The sequence below is a fragment of the Paenibacillus sp. FSL W8-1187 genome, from assembly GCF_037965485.1.
Lineage (GTDB): Bacteria > Bacillota > Bacilli > Paenibacillales > Paenibacillaceae > Paenibacillus_O > Paenibacillus_O pasadenensis.
The window spans coordinates 4,729,915-4,751,964 of record NZ_CP150181.1 but is presented as its reverse complement, the minus strand read 5'-3'; the positions used below and the strand labels follow the sequence as shown (position 1 = coordinate 4,751,964).

The window sequence follows — 22,050 nt, the reverse complement described above, 5'->3', positions numbered from 1 at the left end:
AGATGATAAAGCTTTTCAGAAAAAAATGGGCAGGTGTCTCATCGTCCTCGCCACAAAAAAGAGCAACGGTTACACAACCGCTTAATGAGCAAACACTTCTTCAACGGTTTCAAATGTGTCGTGATGTTAAGCATCATGCTTACAAATTAAAGGTTGGCGACGATCAGTCGAGGATCGTTTTACTGTATTGCGATGGGTTATGTGACAATCAACAACCCCTTCAAGAGATGGCGATTCCTCACTTGACCCGGTTTTACGAAAAATATGGCTTTCATAAAAATGAGGAAGTCGTTGAGTCGTCTCAATTACAGTTATTGCGCATTTCCTTCGAGGAATGGGAGCAGAAATCCGAAACGGACATTTTTGAGGGTAAGCTACTTTTGTTTATTCCGACACTAATTTCTTTGTTCTCCCTCGACATATCGAAAAAACCGGCACGCCAGCCCGAAGAATCCAACATTGAACACTCTATTCGCGGCTCAAAGGACGGTTTTGTCGAGGAACTCGGCGTCAATGTCGCGTTAATTCGGAAACGAATCAAGTCAACAAGCATGGTATACGAAACGAAAACCGTAGGTGTCCGAACAAAAACAACCATTGCGATTCTTTATATGCAAGACATTGTTGATCCCAAAATCGTCCAAGATATCAAGACTAAATTGGATCGCCTTCAAATTGACGGAGCGTTTAGCGCCACTCAACTGGAAGAGTTAATGGAACCGACCAAAGCTTTATTTCCTTTGATGGGCTATACGGGAAGACCTGATTTTACCGTTAACTGTATGATGAATGGACGTGTAGCGCTTATTGTGGAGGGTACACCGGCTGCTTTGATCGCTCCGGCCAATTTGTTCCTGCTCCTGAAAACACCCGAAGATATCCACTTTACTGCTTTGTCTGCTACGTTTGGACAATCGCTTCGTTTGCTCGGATTGTTCGTATCACTCATGCTGCCCGGTTTTTGGGTCGCTATTCTTGCGTTTCATCAAGACCAACTGCCCTATTACCTTCTTGCAACACTTGGCGTTAACCGGCTAGGCATTCCTTTGGGCTTGGCTGGAGAAATGTTTCTCGCGCTTGTCTTTTTGGAAATATTGCGGGAAGCCGGTGTTCGATTGCCCTCGGCGGTTGGGTCTACGGTTACGGTAGTAGGAGGGCTCATTCTGGGGGATGCGGCGATTCGTGCAGGATTTTTGTCCCCTAGCACTGTTGTCATAGGCGCGATTACGCAAGTGTTCGGTTCGACGTTATCCAGCCAGTCACTGGCCGGGACAATTAGCATTTTGCGTTTCTTCATATTCGCACTGTCCGCCATCCTTGGGATCTATGGTTTCTTACTTTCTTTATTTATTTTAACAACTCATTTAGCCTCTTTGCGTTCATTCGGATTGCCTTACCTGGCTCCGGTTTCGCCTCCATATAAAGATTTCGCCAATGCCTTGTTCCGATTACCATGGAGATGGCGGAAAACTCGGCCAGACATGCTAAATACTCAAGATTCTACAAGCCAAGGGGATAAGCAGAAATGAACGCATACAAATTTACCGCAGTTCTTCTGCTTCCCTTCTTTCTCACCGGATGTTGGAGCAGATACGAAGTGCAAAACATGAATTATGTAACTGCTGTTGGAATTGACTATGCGGATGGTCAATACATCATTTATGCGCATTTGCTCGATTTCTCGACAGTGGCAAAACTGGAAGGACAACAGAAAGCGGAACAACCTCCGGTCTGGATCGGTAGAGGAAAAGGTATCTCGTTTACAGAAGCAGCGAATGATTTATACAGCACTTCGCAACAAAGGTTAAACTGGGGACAAATCTCTGCAATCTTGTTTAGCGAAAGGTTATTGAAGGAACGAAAAGTCGGTGAAGTGTTAGAACTGATTAACCGATATCGTGAGATAAGGTACTTAGCTTGGGTGTTCAGTACGCGCGATCCCCTTGACGAGGTCTTAATTGCGACTCCATTTTTCAGATTATCGCCAAAAGCATCGATTCTACATAACCCCGAACAGAGTTATCGGCAGCGTTCTATCCTCGCTCCGATCCGCCTGCAAAAATTTGTAATGGATTCAAACGAAAAGGCGAAGACAAGCTACATACCAGAATTATCTGTTCGAAAGGATCAATGGAAGGAAAATCAAAAACCGCATGAGCTGCTTAGATATTCAGGCATACAAATATACGATAAGGACAAATATTACGCACGCATGAGCCTCGAAGAAATAAAAGGATTGCCATGGCTGAATAAACACACAATCCGACTGCCCGTTGACTTGTTTTCCGATAACAAGCTTGTTGCAGTTCTCGTCGCAGAAAAACCCGAATATGACGTCAAACCAAGGGTTAAATATGACAAAGCATATTTCGATATTTCCGTTAAGGTGAAGGCCGGAGTAAATGAGCTACATGCAGACGTTACGGAGCAAGAACTCACGCAACTGGCTCAAAAAGAAATTGAGCATCAAATTAGGCAGACCTTTCAAACCGCGTTTGAAAAGAGAATAGATATTTATAATCTAGGGGAATCTCTTTTTCGCAGGAATCCGTATGCGTGGAAACGGATTGCATCTGGGACTGTACTAAACAAAGATTCCTTACGAACGATCAACGTTAACGTACAAATCGTGTACCCTGGCAGGTATAAACTTTCACCTTGATATTTGGTTGTGATTTACTTTGCGGGTGGTGTCAGCTACTCTGGTACTGCCCCTTTATGGGGCATTGGCATTGAGCGACCGATGCCCGTTTCATTTGAGTTATAACCTCCTTGACAAACTGCACCGGAAGGAACGGGCTATCGGGCGAAAACCCGGTTTGCCCGTTTTTACAATTTGCCGGAACTGATGAACGTCTTTAAGGAAGTGGCCGACATTCAGACGGCGGACATGCTCCAGCTTCCGGTTCCGAAAGCCTACTTCCACAATGTATCCGTACCGCCAAGCGAGTTTCAACGCGATATGGTCGCGGATCTCGCCCGCCGCGCCGAACAGGTACGAGCGAAGCAAGTGGAGCCGCACGAGGACAATATGCTGACGATCACCAATGATGGACGCAAGCTGGCCCTCGATCAACGGCTTGCAAACGCAATGCTACCCGATGACGAAGGCAGCAAAGTAAGCGCCTGCGCGGATAACATTCTTTCGGCAATGGGCCGACAGTCAGGAGCAGCGGCTCGCGCAGTTGGTCTTTTGCGACCTATCTATTCCGAAGCAGGACGGAACCTTTAATGTGTATGACGAATTAAGACGCAAACTGACGGAGAAAGGCGTTCCGGCAGAGGAGATCGCCTTCATTCACGACGCCAACACGGAAATAAAGAAAAAGGAACTGTTTGCGAAAGTACGAACGGGGCAGGTTCGGGTGCTGCTTGGATCGACCTTCAAGATGGGCGCAGGGACGAACGTACAGACCAAACTAAGTGCGCTGCACGACCTCGATTGTCCGTGGCGACCACGCGACCTGGAGCAGCGCAGCGGGCGGATTATTCGGCAAGGCAACCAGAACAGCGAGGTTCACATCTTCCGTTATGTCACAGAGAACACGTTTGACGCTTACCTCTATCAAACGCTGGAGAACAAGCAGCGGTTTATCTCGCAGATCATGACCAGCAAATCGCCGGTTCGTTCTGCCGAGGACATTGATGAGACGGCACTCTCCTATGCCGAAGTCAAGGCGCTGGCGACTGGCAATCCGTACATCAAGGAGAAGATGGACCTCGACATTCAAGTGTCGAAGCTCAAGCTGCTCAAGGCGAATCATTTAAGCCAGCGTTATGCGCTGGAGGATCGGCTGCTCAAAATGTTGCCGCAACAAATCAAGTCAACGGAGGAACGCATTGCTGGGTATGAGCAAGACGTGGCCTTGTTCATGCGCGCCCAAGCGTCGGAAAAGGCTAGCAGCGACGATTCCCGTTTTCCCGGTATGACCATTAAGGATTACACGTACTCGGAACGTGCTACGGCGGGCGCTGCCCTGCTGGAAGCCTGCAAGGGCATGACCTCTCCCGATCCGCAGGATGCAGGCAGTTACATGGGCTTTTCCTTATGGCTATCGTTTGATAGCTTTGCAAAGGAATACAAGGTGACGCTGCGCGGCTCTTTGGGCCATACGATTACGTTAGGACCGGATGCAGGCGGCAATATGAGTCGAATAAACAACACCTTGTCGGATTTGCCGAATAAGCTCGCCTATTGCCGTGAGCAGTTCGCAACACTTAAGCAACAGATGGTAACGGCGAAGGAGCAGATCGAGGCACCGTTCAAGCAAGAACAGGAACTGCAAACGAAGTCCGCGCGGCTCGCGGAGTTAAATGTGCTGCTGAACATGGACAAACGGGAAAACGAAGCCGTGGACAGCGTGTCGGATGAAGAACCCGAAGCACCCGAACGGCGGGTTGCGGATCGAGAGCGATAACGGCAATGGAAAGGTATAAATCACAGGACGAAACGGACTCCGGCTTTTGGGGTCCTTTTCGCATTTCTGGAGGAACGCACATGTTGTATGCCATCCCAAGCGGCGGCGGATGCTTTTGCCCGATTTTACCGCCTATTTGTTACGGAACCAATCCGACCGAGGAGGGTGAAACCGTGCCAGCATTGGAATTGATATCCAAAGGGAAGAACGGATTTGGCGACACGTATTATTACATCCGTGATTCGAACGGGGTGACCAGCCAAGTCTATGAAAGCGAGTTAGACGCATTCATGAAAAAGAAAGGCGCTACAGAGTTGAGGGAACGAAGAGCTTATCTGTATCCCAAAAAGAAGAGTAAGGCACGATGACCAAGTGCGGCAGGATGGAAGAAAATCGGCCTTACGATTAAGAGACACGAGTAGTAAAGCCGTCGACTATTACTTACTTTTTCAGAGAGGAACTACGGCAATGAGCTATGTAAACAAGGAACAAATCGAACGTGCAAAGCAATTGGACCTGCTCACCTATTTGCAAAGTTTCGAGCCATACGAACTGGTTCGCTGCTCGCGCAACACCTATTCGACCCGCTCCCATGACAGTCTTAAAATCTCCAATGGCAAATGGTTTTGGTGGTCGCGAGGGATCGGCGGACGCTCGGCGCTGGACTATCTCATTAAAGTAAGAGGCATGTCGTTTCCCGATGCAGTACTGCAAATTGACGGTAATCCACCAGTTCACATGGCTCCAGCTACTCCTGCCATCCAGCAGGATGGTTCAAATGCGCGGCTGGAGCTTCCCGAACCTTATGAGACTTCGAATCGCGTCGCCGCTTATCTCTCCAAACGCGGCATTTCTCGTGATGTAATCGATTTTTGTCTCAATTCGGGACGCTTATACGAAAGCCGAATGTACCATAATGCAGTTTTTGTGGGATTTGATTTGACAGGAGATCCGCGCTATGCGGCGATACGCGGGACAACCAAAACCCGATATATGGGCGAAGCGCTAGGCAGCGATAAACGGTATTCGTTCGCTATACCGGCCGATGACAACGGCACCGAGCTGCATTTGTTTGAAAGTGCAATTGACCTTTTATCATATTGCACCCTTGAGACAATTGCAGGGAGAGACTGGCGACAGTCGCATCAACTGTCGTTGGCCGGCATATACAGCCCAAAAGAAAATAAGGATGAGGGCGTTGCCCCGGCAGCACTCACCCACTATCTGCAAAGCTACCCGGAAGTGGAGCGCATAGTGCTTCATTTGGACAACGATGAGCCGGGGCGCTCAGCCACAATGATGATTCAACAATTACTCGGCCCAACTTACGCGATTTCCGACGAGCCGCCCATCGGGAAAGACGTTAATGACGACCTGAAGGTTTATCGTAAACAGCGCGTGGTACCAAGCCGATAGCGCAGTTCGGTAGAGTGGCATTCAGAGCGGTGTCGGGCGAAAATAGAGATGGCTTTAATATTCTAATTCCGAGGAGGTAGGGCATGAACGAACAAGACGTAACCGAGCGGGACGAGGAGATTGAAAAAGCACTTTTGGAGGCAGAGGAACAAGCGCGAAACGATCCGACACGTTTAGACCATCAAACGGTGATGAAGAGTGTACGCCGGGCAATGGACAAGGAACGTTGATGGAAGTCAATCACCATAATGTTTCGCACGAAGACGCTGAGCGATCAGCGTCTTTTGTCGTTTCGATGCCCTCCCCTTTTTCCCGGCAGGTGCCTTTCAGGGCGACGCGAGACGAATGTCTCGTGTTGCAGCAAGCACTGAATTTGGTCTCCCAAATTCGCTTGTTAGGGGCAAGCCCCTAATACCCCTGCCTCAACAGCACGCTGTTTTATCAAGAATATGGGTTTCAACAAAGATCGGTATTTTTTAGAAACGCCAGAAACTATTTAGCGTTTCATTCGGCTATTTCCTTTGAAGAGGGAAGTGAACATGATGAGAAGACGAGTTATTCGCATTCAGGTATGGGTGAACAATGATGAAAACGCAAGACTTCAGGCGAGCGCGAAAAAATCGGGACTTTCACAGGAGGGTTATATTCGATCTCTGATTAATGGCTATGTTCCGAAGGCGATGCCGCCAACGGACTATTTCGCTATGATGCGCGAGCTTCATGCTATCGGCAATAACCTAAACCAACTCGCAGCGAAGGCCCATGCGACAGGTCATCTGGATCGAGCAGCTTTTCAGCAGGAAGCAGACCACTTGCGCCGCGCCGTCCAGCAGCTTCAACAAGCCGTGACCGCACCGGAACCGAGAAACGAGCTACAAGGAAATTCTAACGTCCATCCACCGTAAAGGGGACAATTGCACATGGCGACCACCGCAATATGGGACGTTACCGACCGCCTCAAGCGTGTGCTGGATTACGCCACCAATCCCGATAAGACCGATCAAGCGCGTGTAGCACATGATGATTTACAGCAGGTGCTCGCTTATACCAGCGCGGATGCCAAAACGGAAAAACAGCTTTACGTGAGCGGAATCAACTGCGATCCGCTTACCTCTTACGAGCAAATGCAGCGAACCAAACTACAATTTCAAAAGACCGATGGCATTGTAGCTTTTCATGGGTATCAGGCGTTTGCACCTGGTGAAACGACGCCGGAGGTGGCACATGCCATTGGCGTCAAGCTGGCGCAGGAGCTGTGGGGAGAGCGCTTTGAAGTCGTGATATCAACCCATTTGGACAAGGAGCACTTGCACAATCATTTTGTACTGAATGCGGTGTCGTTTCTGGACGGTAAACGCTATTACGATAACAAAGCCTCTTACGCGCTGATGCGGCAAACATCCGACCGACTTTGCCGGGAGCATGCCTTATCGGTCATTGAGCAGCCGGAACCGGGCAAGGCCAAGCATTACGGCGAGTGGCGAGCGGAACAGGAAAGCAAGCCGACTTGGCGCGGCTTGATTCGCGAGGACATCGACGCCGCTATCGCCGCTGCCATGACGATGACGCAATTCTTCGCGATCCTTCAAAAGCAGGGCTATGAAATGAAGTCGAACGTCAAGCATTTGGCGGTACGCCCGCCGGGCAAAGAGCGTTTTGTTCGATTGCGCAGTCTTGGCGACGATTACACGGAGCATGCGATAAAAGAGCGTATTCTGCAAAACCAGTTACCACAGCGTCAGCAACCGTTGCCGTTGCCGCGGCGCAAGCGAGCCGTCATCGTTCATAGCACCCTGCACATCGGACGTAGATTTAGCGGCCTGCAAGCCTTGTATCTACGTTACTTATTCAAGATGGGGATTCTGCCCCATTCCCGTGCGTCCTCCAAACGGACGTCTTTTTTATTGCGTGAAGACTTGCGGCATTTGACGGCCATCACGGAGCAGACCAGGCTGCTGTGTCGTCACGGCATTTCCAGCAAAGCACAATTGTTGGCTTACCATGCTGGGCTGCAAACGGAGTTGAAACAAGGATACGGCTCCCGAAAAATGCTGTACAACCGGCTTCGCCGCTGTCAGCTTCCCGAGCAAATCGAGTCGTATAAATCGCAAATTGCCGAACTTTCCCGTCAGCTTGCGAAGCTCCGAAAGGAGGTGAGGCTTTGTACGGGCGTTCTTGCCCGATCCGGCGAACTGGCAAACAAGCTGCAACGTAACGAGGAAGACCAATCGACACGAAGGGAGGCCAATGTCCATGAGCAGCGGAACCGAGGCGGCCGATCAGGTCGTCAGCATGAGTCTTCGTGGCATTGAAGTCATGGCGAAAATTTCCGGCGAAGGCGCGAAGCATCTGGCCGTTTATTTGTTCGCCGCCCTGCAAGGGCAAAAACGAACAAGAGGCCGCATTCGTTTGGAAAGCTTGCTGCGCAGCGGTAAGGAACTGAAGGTATTTGCAGTACGAAATGAAGACTTGCCGACGTTTTGCAAAGAAGCGAAGCGCTATGGTGTCCTCTACTGCGCGCTGCGTGACAAGAAAAATGTGGACGGGCTTTGCGACGTCATGGTACGGGCCGAGGATGCGTCCAAGATCAACCGAATCGTTGAACGCTTCAAGCTGGCGACCGTAGATACGGCCAGCATCAAGCAGGAGATTGTGAAATCCCGCAGCGAGAAGCAGTCGGTCGAGCGTGAAGGGGCGGCGCAACCACCGGAGCAACATGCCGGGACACCCGAAGAAGGAGCCAACGAGTCGCCAGCTTCAAATGAAGGAGCGATAGTGAGCGAAGATTTTTTGGACGATCTGTTGGGAAAGCCCGAGCCGGCGGCGGAGGTGCAGGCGGTAAACGAGCAGCAGGGAACCGATCAACCGGCGGACGAGGCGTGGGAGGTCGAGCGAACGGAACCGGAGCGTCCGCTTCCCCTCCCGCCGACACAGGAGGAGAGGACAACGGAACCATCCTCTCCGTCCGCGCCTACCTCCGAGCGCAGCGCGGCATACGAAAGGGTTACGATTGACCCTGAAAAGCCGAAGGAAAAAGTGTCCGTCCGCCAATTGCTGCGTGAAATTCGGGAGGAAAACCGGGCGGCAGAGAGCAGACGGCGGCAGCAGGTGCAGGAACCGTCGTTGCCTAAGCGCAGAGATCGCGGGAATTCGGCGTCCGGCAGTAAAGCATCCGTTCCGATGGCCGGGAGTCGAAAGCGAGGGAAATCGAAATGAGCGAACTGGACGAGTTATTCCAGCCCCAAGTCACGACGGCCTCCGGTCAGCGTGAGCAGCCGTTCGACAAAGAAGCGTGGGCGCAAAAAAAGCAAGAACTGCGGCAGTGGACGTATGAGACGATTGATACTGCCACAGCCGCCATTGCGCAAAACGGCGAACAATTTCAGCATTATCTGGACGTACAAAGCCGTTTTGATCTCTACAGCGTCGCGAATGCGCTGCTTATTTTCGCGCAGCGACCGGATGCCACTCGCATTGCTGATTTTGATAGCTGGAAAGAACAAGGCGTCTATATCCGTCGCAAGGAATCCGGATTTTACATCTTGGAGCCAGGCGAGGAATACAAGCGAGAAGATGGGAGTACCGCAATCAGCTACAACCCCAAGAAGATGTTCGATGTTGCGCAAACAACCGCACCGAAAAAGGAATCGCCGATCTACCCGGATGACCGCACGCGCATCAAGGCATTGATGGACCGCTCACCTGTTGCGATTACGATTGGAGATGCCTTGCCTGCGGAAGTTCATGCGCTTTATCAGCCGGATACGCGAAGCATCGTGATACGTCGCGGACTTGGGGCTGGTGACATTTTTCGAGCTCTCGCACAGGAGCTGACGCATGCGGAGATCGATCGCGGCCATAACGACTACAGCCGTTCACATTACAATTTTCAAGCTTACTGCGCTGCGTATATGCTTTGCAAAAAATTCGGCGTCGAGACGGCTTCCTTCCGCTTCGGCAGGGTTCACGAACGGCTCAAGGAGTTGGAGCCGCAGCAAATTCGCGCCGAGCTGACGGTGATGAAGGATGCGGCACACGACATATCCCGTCGAATGCACCGTATGCTGGCCCAGCAGCGACAGCAGCAACCGAATCGCAGCGATTCCACCCGCTAGTCGTGGCATGCTTTTCATTTTTCTGTTGGGAGGAGTGGCGATGAAAGAGGAAGAACGCATCCTGAGAATGGATCATTACGAGCATGGCATTGTCATCAACGCCTTGAATGCGCTCCGCAACGACTTGATCGGCCAGCAGCGGCCGACCGATCCTGTTGACGATTTACTGCTCAAAGCGATTGACGCTCCCTATCAAAAAATAAAGCGCAGGAGTCATCATGCGGCGCGCTGAAACCGCAAGGAGTAATCTTTTACTCTTTGCGGTTTTTTTTATTCCGGTCGTGTGGGCGGCGCTGCTTGCCGCCCCCGCTTTGTCAAAGGGATTACCGGCACTTCTGCTGTATCTCAGCGAGGCGATTAACAATCCCTTCCAGATTCAATGGGTCGAGGATACGCCGCGAAGCTTGTTGCTGTTCACGTTGATTTATGGGATTTCGGTCGGCATCTACTTGGCGTCCCCGCGCAACTATCGGCGGCGCGAAGAGCATGGCAGCGCACGATGGGGCAAGGCCGGACGGATAAATGCCAAGTATCGCGACAAGCAACCGGAACAAAACAAGATTCTGACGCAGCAGGTACGCATCGGCTTGGATGGCCGCAAGCATCGCCGGAACCTGAATGTTCTTGTCGTCGGCGGTTCCGGGTCCGGCAAAACGAGGTTTTACGCCAAGCCGAACGTTATGCAGGCGCATACGTCCTTTGTCGTGCTCGATCCCAAGGGCGAAATTTTGCGCGATACCGGGCATCTACTCAAGTCCGAAGGCTATGACATCAAGGTGCTGGATCTCATCAATCCACACCGTTCGCATGGCTACAATCCATTCGCCTATTTGCAAGACGACAAGGATGTTCTCAAGCTGGTCACCAATCTGATCCGCAATACGACACCGAAGGGCAGCAATACCAACGATCCCTTTTGGGAGCGATCCGAGACCGCCTTGCTGGAAGCGCTCGTGCTATACCTCCTATATGAAGCACCGCCCGAGGAGCAAAACTTCCCAATGGTCATGGAAATGATCGCGGCTGCGGAGGTGCGGGAGGAGGACGAAACGTACCAAAGCCCGCTCGATGAACTATTCGAGCGGCTGGCCATGCGCGATCCGGAACACCTTGCCGTCAAGCAGTACAACATTTTCAAGCTGGCGGCGGGCAAGACGGCCAAGTCCATTTTAATTGGCCTCGGCGTTCGATTGGAGAAGTTCAATTTGCATACGATTGCGGGGATGAGCATGGTCGACGAAATGGAATTGCCCGTTATGGGGGAGAAGAAAACGGCGATGTTTGCCGTCATTCCCGATAACGACAGCAGCTTCAACTTCATTGTCGGCATGCTCTACACACAGCTTTTTCAATGCTTAATGTACGAGGCGGACTATCGGCACGGCGGACGTTTCCCGGTTCATGTTCACTTTGTCATGGACGAGTTCGCCAATGTAGCGCTTCCCGACGAATTTGACAAGTTGCTCTCCACAATGCGCAGCCGGGAAATTTCCGTTTCTATCATTTTGCAAAATTTAGCACAGCTCAAGGCGCTGTACAAAGACGCATGGGAATCGATTGTAGGCAACTGCGACGAATTTTTGTACCTGGGCGGCAACGAACAGTCTACCCACAAATACGTCTCGGAGCTGCTTGGCAAGGAAACGATTGACACCAATACCTACGGTCAGAGCAAGGGAAGAAACGGCAGCTACTCGGTCAACTACCAGCAATCAGGTCGCGAATTGCTCACACCCGACGAGGTGAGGTTGCTGGATAACCGCTTTTGCCTGCTCTTTATTCGTGGCGAACATCCCATTCAGGACGACAAATATGATTTGCTCAAGCATCCTCATGTCGCGCTCACGACGGATGGTAACGGTCTTTCCTATCAGCATGGCGGCGCGGAACACGCCTTGGATTGGCAATCCTTGTTCCTGCATGAAGACGGGGATTATGAGCTTCTATCGGAAGAAGAAGTAGAGGCGCTATTTATATGAAGGGAATGATGAATTTGAAAATGAAAACGAAACGGCTGCTGGCCCTGTACATCGTGCTGATCTTGAGCGGAACGGTGTTCGTCTCCTCTGCTTATGCAGAGGGCGATCCGATGACGACCGTCAACAACCTGTCTACGTTTATCTTCGGTTTAATTCGTGCGATTGGCATGATTATTCTCGGCTTCGGCATTGTTCAGATTGGATTGTCGCTCAAATCCCATGACCCTTCCCAGCGCGCAAACGGGTTTCTGACGCTCGCCGGAGGGGTTATTATTACGTTTACGAAGGAAATTCTTACCCTGATCGCCGGATGAGTTTGAAGCTTTGCATGAAGGGGGGCGGACGTTTCGTCTGTTCCCCGTTTACGGAAGGGGTGAGCATGTGTCAAAAAACAGTTGGGTGATCGACAACCTCGAAAATGCCTTGGATACCTGGAACGATAAGATGAATGAAATCTGGAGCCTCGTTACGCAATCGCCAGCGGATTTTAAGGGTGGGGGCGTTTGGCGTGTCATCACAGATATTCACGGTGCGTTGCAGGCGACGGGACTGGCGCTTCTGGTTTTGTTTTTTGTGATTGGCGTGGTGAAGTCGACCGGCAGTTTTGCGGAAGTGAAAAGGCCGGAGATGGCCGTCAAGCTGTTTATCCGCTTTGTGCTCGCCAAGGCGGTCGTAACCTATGGTCTGGAGTTGATGATGGCTCTCTTTACGATTGTACAGGGGATCATCTCAACGATGATGGGACGCTCCGGGTTTGGAACGACAGAGGCTATGGCCTTGCCGGATACGGTAGCGCAAGCGATTGAAGACGTTGGCTTCTGGCAAAGCATTCCGCTGTGGATCGTCACCATTCTCGGCAGTTTGTTCATTACGGTGCTATCCTTTGTGATGATCCTTTCGGTGTACGGGCGCTTTTTCCGTATCTATTTGTATACGGCAATAGCCCCCGTTCCGCTGTCCGCATTTGCGGGGGAGCCAAGCCAAAATATCGGCAAGTCGTTCCTGAAAGGATACGCGGCAGCGTGTCTGGAAGGCGCGATTATTGTACTGGCGTGTATCATTTATTCTGCTTTTGCCACCGCCCCCCCAGCCGTCGATTCTAGTGCGGGTGCGGTTACGATGGTGTGGACGTATATCGGGGAACTCATTTTCAACATGCTCGTTCTTGTCGGTACGGTAAAAATGGCAGATCGCATCGTGCGCGAAATGATGGGACTGTAACCACCTTGTGAATGATGGGAGTTATCGGATTGCGGTCAAAAAAAGCTTCAATAGCGCCAAAGCATCCTTACGCTGCTTCTCTGTGCATTGATTGAGCGCAGCCATAATCAATGCTGTTTCATCGTAAGGTGTGCCGCTCTCCTCTTGACCCAGAAGCAATTCATTAGGAGAAAGCTTGAGCAAATTGCAAATGCTGAACATCGTTTCAATGGACATTCCGGCTTTACCTCGTTCAATATCGGCGCAAAATCTTGGGACCCGTCCAATTCGTTCAGCCAGTTGTTCACGAGAAATTTCCAAAGCCTCTCGTTGCTTCCGAATGCGTTGCCCCACCTTCTTTTTATCGTAACCTATCATCAAGCGTCACCTCTTTAAAGGGGATGAGTTTATAACTCCCATTATGGAGAAGCACACAATTGACATAAATGAGGTTAAAACTTACCATCGAAGTAGTCTTCTAACATACAACGTGTTTCATTCAAAAATGTCGGCTCTCACAATAAAAACGGGAGGATGGATAAATGAACGAATTGTTAAGAGAGCTGGAAGATGAGCGGCGAAAGCTGAATACGCTTGGTGAACAGTTAATAAAGCAATCCATTTCTTTATCCGGCCATCAAGCATTTCAAGAGCAAAGTCAGAAGGTCGATCAGCTAGTAGCCCGCTATCATCACATGAAAGCCAAGCGGAGGCAGCAGGTAAGGTAAAAGAATTGTGGGGGGAAGCAGTCAATGGAAATTCCACCGTGGTTTCGAACAGCTATTCAAGGTCGATTGGACTACGTTTCTGCACGAATCGAACATCATTCCGATCTAAAGCGTGTTCGTGCTGAAGAAAAGAAAGCATTTCAAGCCTTGTTTGCTGGTATGGAAATGGAGCGCATGCCTGAATTTGATGTTTGGGAGGACAAACACCATTTTAAGCAAGCGATTATGAATGAGTGGTTATATTTACAAGGGATGAGGGATGGTTTTCAGCTTGCTGTGGAACTATTGAGCAATCCTGTGCCATATGATGACGACACACTGATCAAACCTGAACGCAACGAGCCTGAGGCGTAGACTGCTCATCCGGGAGGGATAAAAGTGGAAGTGAAAATCAACCGGGAAATCCGGGATTATACGGAAAGCTTGTTCTTCGGACTGTCCTTGCGGCAGTTCTTTTTTTCTGTTCTGGCGGTCGCTGCGGCGATTGGACTGTATTTCGGGCTGCGCAGTCATTTCGGACTGGAAACGCTCAGTTGGATGTGCATATTGGGGGCAGCTCCCTGCGCCGCGCTCGGGTTTATCCGCTATCACGGTATGACGGCGGAGCAACTATTGTGGGCGTATGTGAAGTCGGAGTTTCTGATGCCAAGACGGCTTGTCTTCCGCTCGACCAACATATACTACGAAGCGCTAAAAGGAAGCCTGCACAAGCGTGAGCAAGAAAGGATGAAGCGCAATGATTAAGACGCTCAGGCGCACCATGAAGCAGGACAAGGAACGGTCAGTCATTCCCAAAAGCGTACAACAAGCGATCCCGATCCGCGCCATCTGGCCGGACGGGATTTTTGCTGTAGGTAACAAATTCTCAAAGTCGTTCCGTTTCGCGGACATAAACTACGCTGTCGCATCGAGAGAGGACAAGGAGACGATGTTCCTTTCCTACTCCGAATTGCTTAATTCGTTTGACAGCGGCGCGACGACGAAGATTACGATTCACAATCGGCGGCTTAATCAGGCAGATGTAGAACGTTCCATTCTTATTCCGCTCCAGCACGACGGGCTGGATGTGTATCGGCAGGAGTACAACGACATGTTGCTTGGTAAAGCGACCGATGGCAACACAAATGGGACGATTCAAGAGAAATACATCACCATTTCCGTAGTTAAAAAGAACGTGGATGAAGCTCGCCATTACTTCGCGCGGGTCGGCACGGAGTTGACGGCGCATTTCTCTCGTCTCGGCTCGAAATGTACTGAACTTGATGCGACTGACCGCCTGCGCATTCTGCATGACTTCTTCCGGATTGGCGAGGAAGCCGATTTTCGCTTCGACATGCAGGAGATGATGCGCAAGGGTCACGATTTCAAGGATTACATTTGCCCGGACACCTTCGAGTTTGCCAAAGATCATTTTCGGATGGGAGAATACTACGGTCGGGTCATCTTTCTGCGTGATTACGCCAGCTACATCAAGGACAGCATGGTAGCCGAACTGTGCGACTTGAACCGCAACTTGCTGCTGTCGCTCGATGTGATCCCGATTCCGACCGACGAAGCTGTCCGCGAAGTGGAGAATCGACTGCTCGGCGTGGAAACGAACATTACGAATTGGCAGCGGCGGCAAAATCGCAATAACAACTTTTCTGCTGTCATCCCTTACGACATGGAGCAGCAGCGCAAAGAAAGCAAGGAGTTTCTTAGCGACCTGACCACACGCGACCAGCGGATGATGTTCGGATTACTTACGATGGTGCATGTCGCGGACAGCAAAGAACAACTCGATAGCGATACGGAGACATTGCTCACTACGGCTCGCAAGCATTTGTGCCAGTTTTCTACGCTCTCCTATCAGCAAATGGACGGTTTGAATACGGTGCTACCGTATGGGCTGCGAAAGGTACATGCTTTGCGGACGCTCACGACTGAAAGTACGGCTGTTTTTATTCCGTTTCGAGCGCAGGAGATCGTGCATCCAGACGGCATTTATTACGGGCAAAACATCATCAGCAAAAATATGGTCGTCGCCAATCGAAAGCAACTGCTGAATGGAAACAGTTTTATCCTTGGCGTATCCGGTTCCGGTAAAAGCTTTGCCGCGAAACGGGAAATCGTCAACCAGATATTGGCGAGCGATGACGACATTATCCTGATTGACCCGGAGCGGGAGTATTCCGCTCTGGTAAATGCGCTGGGTGGCGAGACGATTCACATTTCTGCTACTTCGTCGAACCATATCAATGCGATGGATATGAACCGGGATTATGGCGACGGAGCCAATCCGATCATTCTTAAATCGGAATTCGTCCTGTCGTTGTGCGAGCAGTTGACTGGTGGACATCAGCTTGGAGCCAAGGAGAAGTCGCTCATCGATCGCTGTACCGCCGCTGTGTACCGCAAGTATTTGCGGAGCAACTATAAGGGACAGCCGCCGACATTGCAGGATTTTCGCGCAGAGCTGCTCAAGCAAGCAGAAACGGAGGCGCAGGATATCGCGCTGGCCATTGAATTATTTACTTCCGGCAGTCTGAATACGTTCGCCCAATCGACCAACGTCAACGTCCACAATCGGCTGATTTGCTACGATATTCTCGACTTGGGCAAGCAGCTTCTTCCCATCGGCATGCTGGTCGTACTCGACAATATCTTGAATCGGATTACGCAAAATCGCGCCAGAGGCAAGAATACGTTTATCTTTATTGATGAAATCTACCTATTGTTCCAGCACGAATACAGCTCCAACTTTCTGTTCACGCTCTGGAAGCGTGTCCGTAAGTATGGCGCTTTTTGCACAGGGATTACGCAAAATGTGGACGATCTGCTGCAAAGTCATACAGCCCGCACCATGCTTGCAAACAGTGAATTCATCGTCATGCTGAATCAGGCCAGCACCGACCGGATGGAGCTTGCCGAGTTGCTCAACATTTCGGACCTGCAACTGTCCTACATTACGAATGTTGACGCCGGGAATGGTCTGATGAAGGTAGGTAGTTCCCTCGTACCGTTTACCGACAAGTTCCCGCGGCACACGAAACTGTATGGCCTAATGACAACGAAGCCCGGAGAGTAATGGATAAACAGCAGTAGGCGGCTGGTCGCAAACAGGATCAGCCGCTTAAGCACTAATATACATCTCTCATGGACTCTTCACCAGTAAATCTTGGCTGTTAGGAAACTTACAATTTGATAAATGGGGAGTGGGGGCTTATCCGCTACTCCTCGATCTCAACAGCATAAAGGGGATGGTTTAGACCATCCCCATGTTTACTATTATTCCGGTTTATTCCCTGCGTTCGGATCAGCCACAAAATCACTCTTATAATCTGTATATTTCAACTCCGTTACCATGCCGGCAGAAGCGTGATGCAGGTCATGGCAGTGGAACATCCAGTCGCCGGGATTATTCGCTTCAAAGGCGACCTCGTATTCCTCTCCCGGCTTCACGTTTAATGTATCCTTGATAATGGCAGAACCCTTGAAGGGAACTCCGTTTTTACTCAATATCTGGAAAAAGTGACCGTGCAAATGCATCGGATGATCATCGGTCTTGGAGTTGTTCACGAGACGTACTTTAACGGTATCGCCCTTTTTGACCGTCAGCGCATCGGTGTCTGGAAATGTCTTGTTGTTAATGGTATAAGCCATTTTGCCGTCTTTCATTTCAGTGTTCAGGTTCATCGTATATTCTAATGAATATTTTTGATTAAGCGAAAAGGCTTTTTTACCGGCTTCGCCGTATTGGGCCAAGTCAACTGCTGAAAGTTTCTCTGAAGCGTTGGATTTGTCGGAAGACGCTGGAGCCCCGTTATAAACAATCATGGCTCTCATGCCCGATGCAGCTTTATTATTGCTATGATCTTCAATCAACCATTGGCCGGGGTTGTCGGCAATAAATTCCATATCGTAACGTTCTCCCGGAGCAATACTGAGCACACTATCTTTCAAGATACCTGGATTGGTTACCGGCTGGCCATCCGTTGCGATGACTTTAAACTCATGCCCATGCAAATGTATTTGATGAGACAAGTACCCAGCATTGATCAAACGAATACGTACTTTATCTCCTTGTTTGACCGGAAGCTGATCAAGCGATCCAGATTTCCCATTAATCGTGAAAAGATCGTACATGCTCATATCATGCGCCATAGGCATGGAATTCGTATTACTTTCCTTGGATGAGGAATCGCCGCTGTGCATATTCATGCCGCTGTGATCCATGCCAGACATATCCATCCCCGACATGGCCATGCCGGACATACCCTTTCCAGAGCTCATCCACTCATCCAGCATCAGTGTGAAGTCCCGATCTACTTTTTCATCGTTTTTTCCTTCCACCACAAAAGATCCGTATAATCCGCGATCCAACTGATTCACGCTATCCTGATGAGAGTGGTACCAATAGGTGCCCGGGACATCTGCCTTAAACTCATACGTATACGACTGGCCCGACTGCACGGCATTTTGTGTTACGCCCGGAATGCCGTCCATGGCGTTTGGTACAGGAACGCCGTGCCAGTGAATCGTGACTGGCTCCGACAGTTGGTTTCTCAGATTGATTTTTATCGTATCTCCTTGCTTTACCCGAATTTCTGGGCCTGGAACGGAATTGTTGAACGTCCATACTGGTAGAGTCTTACCGGGGGCGATTTCCTGATTGCTTTCCATCGCGGTCAAATTAATTACTTTTCCCGTCAATACCTGAGACTTTACTGCTTGAACATCTGTTGTTTTCTGAGGTTCGTTTGTTCCCTTCATATTCATTTTCGAATGATCCATTCCGCTCATTCCGCTGGGCGAACCGGCACAACCAGCCAATACAATAGAAAAAGCGCCAATGATCATGACGCTCTTGAGTTTCCAGCCAGTTTTCATTGTTTATCATCCCTTTCTGTATTTGCATCCCGATAAATCCATGATAGACGATGTATATGTAGAACTTATGTAAGAGAAAGAAGATCCACCTAAAACGACAGGGATAAGGAGAAGGCATCTGTAAGAACGTCATTGTTTAACGTGTAGCATCATTTGTTTTTGGGGAGCATCTAAATAAAACATTTGCCTTGACATACCCAATGGGGGTATTGTATATTTGGAGTGTGAGGTGATAAGTCGTGGCGAACCAAGAGGAAGTGGTAATAAACGAAACCGACGATTCCTGTTGCTCTGCGGACAGCGAAAGAAAGAGCCATCATTCGGACAAAACGAAGGGTAATTTGATCTCCCGTCTGAATCGGATCGAAGGCCAAATTCGCGGAGTAAAAGGCATGATCGAGCGGGATACTTATTGTGATGATGTACTGAACCAGATCGCTGCGATTCAGTCGGCCTTGAACAGCGTAGGCAAACTGCTGCTCGAAGGACACATGAAGAGCTGCGTGGTGGAACGTATCCAGGCCGGGGAAAGTGAAGTCATTGACGAACTCTTGATTACGGTTAATAAATTAATGAAATAATACAACTATCGGAGGAATTTTATATGCAACAAGCAACGCTAAAAGTAAACGGCATGTCCTGCCAACACTGTGTAAATTCGATTGAGAAAGCTGTCAAAGAAATCGGCGGTTCGGCTCATGTGGACCTGAAAAACAACGAAGTGACGGTCGAATACGACGAAAATAAATTGTCCTTGGATGCGGTAAAAGAAGCTATCGAAGAACAAGGGTACGACGTCGCCTAACAAGTAAACAGGCCGCCACCGGTGGCCTTTCTTTTTACAAATTTATATACCCTGTAGGGGTATGAGAAAGGTGGAAATCATGCAAAACACGACAGAACAGCAAAACAAGCAAACGACGCTGCAAATAGCGGGTATGACGTGTGCCGCTTGCGCAAACCGGATTGAGAAAGGCTTAAGCAAACTGGAAGGTGTGTCGGAAGCCAATGTGAACTTTGCTCTTGAACAGGCGTCCGTTACATACAATCCGGATAAAGTGAATATTCCCCTAATCGAAAAAAAAATTCAAGACATTGGCTATGATACCGTGAAAGAAGCGGTGGATTTTGACATTAGCGGCATGACCTGTGCTGCTTGTGCCGCTCGGATCGAGAAGGGGCTCAACAAATTGCCTGGCATATCAAAAGCGACCGTTAATCTGGCGCTGGAAACGGCTCACGTTGAATACTCGCCTACCGAAGTGTCCACTTCGGATATCGTGAAGAAAGTGGAACAGATCGGATACAAGGCAGCGCTCAAACAGGATCAGCAAGAGGCGGTAGACCATCGGAAGAAAGAAATCAAGGCGCAGCAAAAGCGGTTCCTGCTGTCCGCCATTTTGTCGCTGCCGCTGTTATGGGCCATGGTCGGTCACTTTTCGTTTACGGCTTGGATTTGGGTGCCGGATCTTTTTATGAGCCCTTGGTTTCAATTGATCTTGGCCACGCCCGTTCAATTTATCGTCGGACGCCCCTTTTATGTCGGCGCATATAAAGCGCTTCGGGGTGGCAGCGCCAATATGGATGTATTGGTGGCGCTCGGCACATCGGCCGCCTATTTCTACAGTTTGTATTTAACGGTTCAGTGGGCGAATGACGTGCATGCCCATCAGCCAGCCATGTACTACGAAACCAGCGCGGTCCTCATTACACTGATCGTGCTCGGTAAACTGTTTGAAGCGTTAGCGAAGGGGCGTTCATCGGAAGCCATTAAAACATTGATGGGCCTGCAGGCCAAAACGGCGCTGGTCGTGCGAGAAGGTCAGGAAGTGGCCATTGCAATTGAGGACGTGGCTGCAGGTGATGTTGTGATCGTGAAACCCGGTGAAAAAGTGCCGGTTGACGGCATGGTGCTGGAAGGTTCATCTTCGGTCGATGAATCGATGCTGACGGGCGAAAGCATCCCAGTCAGCAAACGGCAGGGCGACTCGGTGATCGGGGCAACGATCAATAAAAACGGTATGCTGCGCATTCAGGCCACCAAGGTTGGCAAAGAAACGGCCCTTGCGCAAATCATCAAAGTTGTGGAAGAAGCGCAAGGCTCGAAAGCCCCGATTCAACGCATAGCCGACGTGATCTCCGGCATCTTTGTTCCGATTGTCGTCGGGATTGCGGTAGTCACTTTCCTTGTCTGGTATTTCGGTGTCGCGCCCGGTGATTTCGCCGGTGCTCTCGAAAAAGCCATTGCGGTGCTTGTGATTGCCTGCCCTTGTGCACTTGGCCTGGCTACTCCTACGTCGATTATGGCCGGGTCCGGCCGGGCGGCGGAGCTCGGCATCTTGTTTAAAGGTGGCGAACACCTGGAATCGACGCACAAAATTACGACCGTTGTACTGGATAAAACCGGTACGGTGACCAAAGGAAAACCCGAACTCACCGATGTGATCGTGTCGGAATCCATGGATGAAAACCGGTTCCTTGCTATCGTGGCGGCAGCCGAGAAAAACTCCGAGCATCCGCTTGCGGAAGCCATTGTCGCTGGCGTTCGGGAGCGAAACATTGCTTTTCCGGAAGCCGAGGCGTTTGAAGCGGTACCGGGGTTTGGTCTTCGCTCGGTCGTCGATGGTAAACATGTGCTGATCGGCACACGCAAATGGATGGCGAGCAATCAGATCGATGCGCAGCCGGCTTTCCAGCAGATGAATGAACTTGAAGAATCGGGGAAAACAGCCATGCTGGTGGCCGTCGATGGTCAGTATGCGGGTATCGTCGCGGTGGCCGATACGATCAAGGAGAGTTCCAAGCAAGCCGTTGCCCGGCTCAAAGAACTGGGGCTTGATGTGGTGATGATCACAGGAGACAACGAACGGACCGCCCAGGCGATTGCCCGTCAGGTCGGGATCGACCGGGTACTCGCGGAAGTCCTGCCCGAAGGCAAAGCGGATGAAGTGAAAAAATTGCAACAATCGGGCGAGAAAGTGGCCATGGTTGGCGACGGCATTAATGATGCCCCGGCACTGGCTACCGCCGATATTGGCATGGCCATTGGCACCGGCACCGATGTGGCCATGGAAGCTGCTGATGTAACGCTGATGCGCGGCGATCTGAACAGCATTCCGGATGCCATCTTGATGAGCCGCAAAACGATGACCAATATCAAGCAAAACCTTTTTTGGGCGCTAGCCTATAATGTGATCGGCATCCCGATTGCCGCGGCAGGATTTTTAGCTCCTTGGCTGGCAGGGGCAGCGATGGCGTTCAGCTCGGTTTCGGTTGTACTCAATGCCCTCCGGCTGCAGCGGGCGAAATTGTAAGAAGGAGCGTG

General features: G+C 50.3%; 24 protein-coding genes. 22 read left to right on the top strand and 2 right to left on the bottom strand.

What is annotated here, in order from left to right:
- The first annotated feature begins 2 nt into the window (after positions 1-2).
- From NYE40_RS20605 to NYE40_RS20535, 15 genes are all read left to right on the top strand, one after another.
- Positions 3-1,529 (top strand): spore germination protein, encoded by a 1,527-nt coding sequence (locus tag NYE40_RS20605; protein WP_084781451.1) that lies wholly within the window; start codon positions 3-5, stop codon positions 1,527-1,529.
- A complete protein-coding gene (locus NYE40_RS20600) occupies positions 1,526-2,662 on the top strand; it encodes a Ger(x)C family spore germination protein (protein ID WP_339278884.1) in 1,137 nt (378 codons plus the stop codon). The genes NYE40_RS20605 and NYE40_RS20600 overlap by 4 nt, the downstream gene beginning before the upstream one ends.
- A gap of 186 nt (positions 2,663-2,848) precedes the next feature.
- Positions 2,849-3,232 (top strand): hypothetical protein, encoded by a 384-nt coding sequence (locus tag NYE40_RS20595; protein ID WP_339278883.1) that lies wholly within the window; start codon positions 2,849-2,851, stop codon positions 3,230-3,232.
- 1 nt (position 3,233) lies between these two features.
- The gene (locus NYE40_RS20590) at positions 3,234-4,418 is read left to right on the top strand and encodes a helicase C-terminal domain-containing protein (protein ID WP_339278882.1); all 1,185 of its coding nucleotides are present in this window, start codon (positions 3,234-3,236) and stop codon (positions 4,416-4,418) included.
- 80 nt (positions 4,419-4,498) lie between these two features.
- A complete protein-coding gene (locus tag NYE40_RS20585; protein ID WP_339278881.1) occupies positions 4,499-4,786 on the top strand; it encodes a hypothetical protein in 288 nt (95 codons plus the stop codon).
- A gap of 100 nt (positions 4,787-4,886) precedes the next feature.
- Positions 4,887-5,834, top strand: coding sequence for a DUF3991 and TOPRIM domain-containing protein (locus tag NYE40_RS20580; protein ID WP_028598720.1), 948 nt, complete (start codon positions 4,887-4,889; stop codon positions 5,832-5,834).
- A gap of 83 nt (positions 5,835-5,917) precedes the next feature.
- Positions 5,918-6,064, top strand: a complete 147-nt coding sequence (locus NYE40_RS20575) for a hypothetical protein (RefSeq protein WP_156876708.1) — start codon at positions 5,918-5,920, stop codon at positions 6,062-6,064.
- 309 nt (positions 6,065-6,373) lie between these two features.
- Entirely contained in the window at positions 6,374-6,739 is a 366-nt protein-coding gene (gene mobC / locus NYE40_RS20570; protein WP_240479005.1) for a plasmid mobilization relaxosome protein MobC, read from the top strand.
- 15 nt (positions 6,740-6,754) lie between these two features.
- Complete coding sequence (locus NYE40_RS20565; RefSeq protein WP_339278880.1) at positions 6,755-8,146, top strand: relaxase/mobilization nuclease domain-containing protein; 1,392 nt, start codon at positions 6,755-6,757, stop codon at positions 8,144-8,146.
- The gene (locus NYE40_RS20560) at positions 8,088-9,050 is read left to right on the top strand and encodes a PcfB family protein (protein WP_339278879.1); all 963 of its coding nucleotides are present in this window, start codon (positions 8,088-8,090) and stop codon (positions 9,048-9,050) included. The genes NYE40_RS20565 and NYE40_RS20560 overlap by 59 nt, the downstream gene beginning before the upstream one ends.
- Positions 9,047-9,949, top strand: a complete 903-nt coding sequence (locus NYE40_RS20555; protein ID WP_028598723.1) for a hypothetical protein — start codon at positions 9,047-9,049, stop codon at positions 9,947-9,949. The genes NYE40_RS20560 and NYE40_RS20555 overlap by 4 nt, the downstream gene beginning before the upstream one ends.
- Positions 9,950-9,989: 40 nt before the next feature.
- On the top strand, positions 9,990-10,181 hold the full coding sequence (locus tag NYE40_RS20550) for a hypothetical protein (RefSeq protein WP_021877380.1): 192 nt from the start codon (positions 9,990-9,992) through the stop codon (positions 10,179-10,181).
- Positions 10,168-11,928: a type IV secretory system conjugative DNA transfer family protein gene (locus NYE40_RS20545; RefSeq protein ID WP_339278877.1), complete on the top strand. Its 1,761-nt coding sequence runs from the start codon at positions 10,168-10,170 to the stop codon at positions 11,926-11,928. The genes NYE40_RS20550 and NYE40_RS20545 overlap by 14 nt, the downstream gene beginning before the upstream one ends.
- A 5-nt stretch (positions 11,929-11,933) precedes the next feature.
- Complete coding sequence (locus NYE40_RS20540) at positions 11,934-12,242, top strand: glutamyl-tRNA amidotransferase (RefSeq protein ID WP_219623319.1); 309 nt, start codon at positions 11,934-11,936, stop codon at positions 12,240-12,242.
- A 130-nt stretch (positions 12,243-12,372) separates the two neighbouring features.
- Positions 12,373-13,149: a hypothetical protein gene (locus tag NYE40_RS20535; RefSeq protein ID WP_048744050.1), complete on the top strand. Its 777-nt coding sequence runs from the start codon at positions 12,373-12,375 to the stop codon at positions 13,147-13,149.
- Between the two features lie 21 nt (positions 13,150-13,170).
- On the opposite strand, the gene NYE40_RS20530 is transcribed toward NYE40_RS20535, so the two are convergent.
- A complete protein-coding gene (locus NYE40_RS20530) occupies positions 13,171-13,506 on the bottom strand; it encodes a helix-turn-helix transcriptional regulator (RefSeq protein ID WP_101808192.1) in 336 nt (111 codons plus the stop codon).
- A 164-nt stretch (positions 13,507-13,670) separates the two neighbouring features.
- Here NYE40_RS20530 and NYE40_RS20525 point away from each other — a divergent pair, with 164 nt between their 5' ends.
- From NYE40_RS20525 to NYE40_RS20510, 4 genes are read left to right on the top strand one after another with little or no spacing between them, the layout of a single operon-like run.
- On the top strand, positions 13,671-13,856 hold the full coding sequence (locus NYE40_RS20525) for a hypothetical protein (RefSeq protein ID WP_101808191.1): 186 nt from the start codon (positions 13,671-13,673) through the stop codon (positions 13,854-13,856).
- 24 nt (positions 13,857-13,880) lie between these two features.
- Positions 13,881-14,210 (top strand): hypothetical protein, encoded by a 330-nt coding sequence (locus NYE40_RS20520; protein ID WP_101808190.1) that lies wholly within the window; start codon positions 13,881-13,883, stop codon positions 14,208-14,210.
- A 24-nt stretch (positions 14,211-14,234) separates the two neighbouring features.
- Entirely contained in the window at positions 14,235-14,600 is a 366-nt protein-coding gene (locus NYE40_RS20515) for a PrgI family protein (protein ID WP_101808189.1), read from the top strand.
- Positions 14,593-16,923 (top strand): ATP-binding protein, encoded by a 2,331-nt coding sequence (locus NYE40_RS20510; protein WP_028598728.1) that lies wholly within the window; start codon positions 14,593-14,595, stop codon positions 16,921-16,923. The genes NYE40_RS20515 and NYE40_RS20510 overlap by 8 nt, the downstream gene beginning before the upstream one ends.
- A 200-nt stretch (positions 16,924-17,123) precedes the next feature.
- Here the strand turns inward: NYE40_RS20510 and NYE40_RS20505 are convergent, their stop codons facing one another.
- On the bottom strand, positions 17,124-18,725 hold the full coding sequence (locus tag NYE40_RS20505; protein WP_028598729.1) for a multicopper oxidase family protein: 1,602 nt from the start codon (positions 18,723-18,725) through the stop codon (positions 17,124-17,126).
- 257 nt (positions 18,726-18,982) lie between these two features.
- Between NYE40_RS20505 and NYE40_RS20500 the strand changes: the two genes are divergently transcribed.
- The 3 genes from NYE40_RS20500 (at position 18,983) to NYE40_RS20490 (ending at position 22,039) form a co-directional block, all read left to right on the top strand.
- On the top strand, positions 18,983-19,306 hold the full coding sequence (locus NYE40_RS20500) for a metal-sensitive transcriptional regulator (protein ID WP_036631816.1): 324 nt from the start codon (positions 18,983-18,985) through the stop codon (positions 19,304-19,306).
- Between the two features lie 23 nt (positions 19,307-19,329).
- Positions 19,330-19,530, top strand: a complete 201-nt coding sequence (gene copZ, locus NYE40_RS20495; RefSeq protein ID WP_028598731.1) for a copper chaperone CopZ — start codon at positions 19,330-19,332, stop codon at positions 19,528-19,530.
- 79 nt (positions 19,531-19,609) lie between these two features.
- Positions 19,610-22,039 (top strand): heavy metal translocating P-type ATPase, encoded by a 2,430-nt coding sequence (locus NYE40_RS20490; RefSeq protein WP_028598732.1) that lies wholly within the window; start codon positions 19,610-19,612, stop codon positions 22,037-22,039.
- Positions 22,040-22,050: the final 11 nt, after the last annotated feature.

Excerpts from the sequence above, each read along its gene's own strand:
- NYE40_RS20605 (WP_084781451.1), top strand. The coding sequence starts at position 3 with ATGATAAAGCTTTTCAGAAAAAAATGGGCAGGTGTCTCATCGTCCTCG.
- NYE40_RS20600 (WP_339278884.1), top strand. The coding sequence starts at position 1,526 with ATGAACGCATACAAATTTACCGCAGTTCTTCTGCTTCCCTTCTTTCTC.
- NYE40_RS20595 (WP_339278883.1), top strand. The coding sequence starts at position 2,849 with ATGAACGTCTTTAAGGAAGTGGCCGACATTCAGACGGCGGACATGCTC.
- NYE40_RS20585 (WP_339278881.1), top strand. The coding sequence starts at position 4,499 with ATGTTGTATGCCATCCCAAGCGGCGGCGGATGCTTTTGCCCGATTTTA.
- NYE40_RS20580 (WP_028598720.1), top strand. The coding sequence starts at position 4,887 with ATGAGCTATGTAAACAAGGAACAAATCGAACGTGCAAAGCAATTGGAC.
- NYE40_RS20575 (WP_156876708.1), top strand. The coding sequence starts at position 5,918 with ATGAACGAACAAGACGTAACCGAGCGGGACGAGGAGATTGAAAAAGCA.
- mobC (WP_240479005.1), top strand. The coding sequence starts at position 6,374 with ATGATGAGAAGACGAGTTATTCGCATTCAGGTATGGGTGAACAATGAT.
- NYE40_RS20565 (WP_339278880.1), top strand. The coding sequence starts at position 6,755 with ATGGCGACCACCGCAATATGGGACGTTACCGACCGCCTCAAGCGTGTG.
- NYE40_RS20560 (WP_339278879.1), top strand. The coding sequence starts at position 8,088 with ATGAGCAGCGGAACCGAGGCGGCCGATCAGGTCGTCAGCATGAGTCTT.
- NYE40_RS20555 (WP_028598723.1), top strand. The coding sequence starts at position 9,047 with ATGAGCGAACTGGACGAGTTATTCCAGCCCCAAGTCACGACGGCCTCC.
- NYE40_RS20550 (WP_021877380.1), top strand. The coding sequence starts at position 9,990 with ATGAAAGAGGAAGAACGCATCCTGAGAATGGATCATTACGAGCATGGC.
- NYE40_RS20545 (WP_339278877.1), top strand. The coding sequence starts at position 10,168 with ATGCGGCGCGCTGAAACCGCAAGGAGTAATCTTTTACTCTTTGCGGTT.
- NYE40_RS20540 (WP_219623319.1), top strand. The coding sequence starts at position 11,934 with ATGATGAATTTGAAAATGAAAACGAAACGGCTGCTGGCCCTGTACATC.
- NYE40_RS20535 (WP_048744050.1), top strand. The coding sequence starts at position 12,373 with ATGAATGAAATCTGGAGCCTCGTTACGCAATCGCCAGCGGATTTTAAG.
- NYE40_RS20530 (WP_101808192.1), bottom strand. The coding sequence starts at position 13,506 with ATGATAGGTTACGATAAAAAGAAGGTGGGGCAACGCATTCGGAAGCAA.
- NYE40_RS20525 (WP_101808191.1), top strand. The coding sequence starts at position 13,671 with ATGAACGAATTGTTAAGAGAGCTGGAAGATGAGCGGCGAAAGCTGAAT.
- NYE40_RS20520 (WP_101808190.1), top strand. The coding sequence starts at position 13,881 with ATGGAAATTCCACCGTGGTTTCGAACAGCTATTCAAGGTCGATTGGAC.
- NYE40_RS20510 (WP_028598728.1), top strand. The coding sequence starts at position 14,593 with ATGATTAAGACGCTCAGGCGCACCATGAAGCAGGACAAGGAACGGTCA.
- NYE40_RS20505 (WP_028598729.1), bottom strand. The coding sequence starts at position 18,725 with ATGAAAACTGGCTGGAAACTCAAGAGCGTCATGATCATTGGCGCTTTT.
- copZ (WP_028598731.1), top strand. The coding sequence starts at position 19,330 with ATGCAACAAGCAACGCTAAAAGTAAACGGCATGTCCTGCCAACACTGT.
- NYE40_RS20490 (WP_028598732.1), top strand. The coding sequence starts at position 19,610 with ATGCAAAACACGACAGAACAGCAAAACAAGCAAACGACGCTGCAAATA.